The following is a 303-nucleotide window of genomic DNA, read 5'->3' as shown; positions in this document are numbered from 1 at the left end:
TTTATTTTTAATGTACCATGTAAAGAATATACTCCAAGACTCGTTAGCCCAGATATCTCCACCCAACCGCCCTCAACACAGCTTACAGGGCGTGTATTGCTAGCAGAAGATCACCCTGATAATCGCAGACTTATTAGTCGTTTTTTAAAGTCAATGGGTCTCGAAGTGATTGCTGTGTCTAATGGTGAGCAAGCGGTTGAGCAGTGCCTAAGTGAATTTCCAGATATTGTGCTATTAGATATACAAATGCCGGTAATGGATGGTTTAAGCGCGTTTGAACTCTTAAAAAAATGTGGCTTTAAT

The 303-nt window shown here is 40.3% G+C and carries 1 protein-coding gene; it reads left to right on the top strand.

Annotated elements, in window-relative coordinates; all coding sequences use genetic code 11:
* On the top strand, window positions 1-303 hold a 303-nt coding region (locus tag CWB85_RS21960; RefSeq protein ID WP_138556020.1), incomplete at both ends, for a response regulator.

Origin of the sequence: Pseudoalteromonas sp. S1727 (assembly GCF_005886375.1) — a bacterium.
GTDB classification, from domain to species: Bacteria; Pseudomonadota; Gammaproteobacteria; order Enterobacterales; family Alteromonadaceae; genus Pseudoalteromonas; species Pseudoalteromonas haloplanktis.
The sequence above is the reverse complement of the archived record's forward strand: the minus strand, read 5'-3'. Positions and strand labels throughout refer to the sequence as shown.